Annotated in this window: 2 pseudogenes; both read left to right on the top strand. The window is 38.0% G+C overall.

Annotated features, from left to right (window positions below):
- Positions 1-327: pseudogene (locus tag J7R05_RS08345) on the top strand (3-deoxy-D-manno-octulosonic acid transferase); the annotation flags it as partial.
- Positions 317-426: pseudogene (locus tag J7R05_RS09455) on the top strand (tetraacyldisaccharide 4'-kinase); the annotation flags it as partial. The pseudogenes J7R05_RS08345 and J7R05_RS09455, both read left to right, overlap by 11 nt.

The following is a 426-nucleotide window of genomic DNA, read 5'->3' as shown; positions in this document are numbered from 1 at the left end:
AATGGTGGACACAATCCATTGGAATTGGCTCTTTTTGGTTCAGCTATTTTGACCGGACCTCATGTCTCAAATTTTCAAGAGATGTTTGAACAATTCTTAATGCGTGAAGCAGCATATATGATTCAAGATACAAAACAGCTTGCTATTCAAGTGTATAGGCTTTTAACAAATGAAGTATTACGACAAGAAATGATTGATAAAGCCTATGAAATTGCAACAAGTATGGCCGGTGCACTCGAACGCACATTAAAGGTTCTTGAACCATTTTTGCAACCTCTTGTGATACAAACAGGTTTAAGTCGGTACCGGGGTAAATATGCGTATTAACGCGCCATATTTTTGGTGGAAAGATAAAAGCTTTTTGCGTGTTTTGTTAGCCCCAATCTCATGGGTTTATAGTTATTATTCACGTCGCCATATGGCAAG

It is taken from the genome of Bartonella capreoli, assembly GCF_902813205.1.
In the GTDB taxonomy this organism is placed as follows: Bacteria; Pseudomonadota; Alphaproteobacteria; order Rhizobiales; family Rhizobiaceae; genus Bartonella; species Bartonella schoenbuchensis.
The sequence above is the reverse complement of the archived record's forward strand: the minus strand, read 5'-3'. Positions and strand labels throughout refer to the sequence as shown.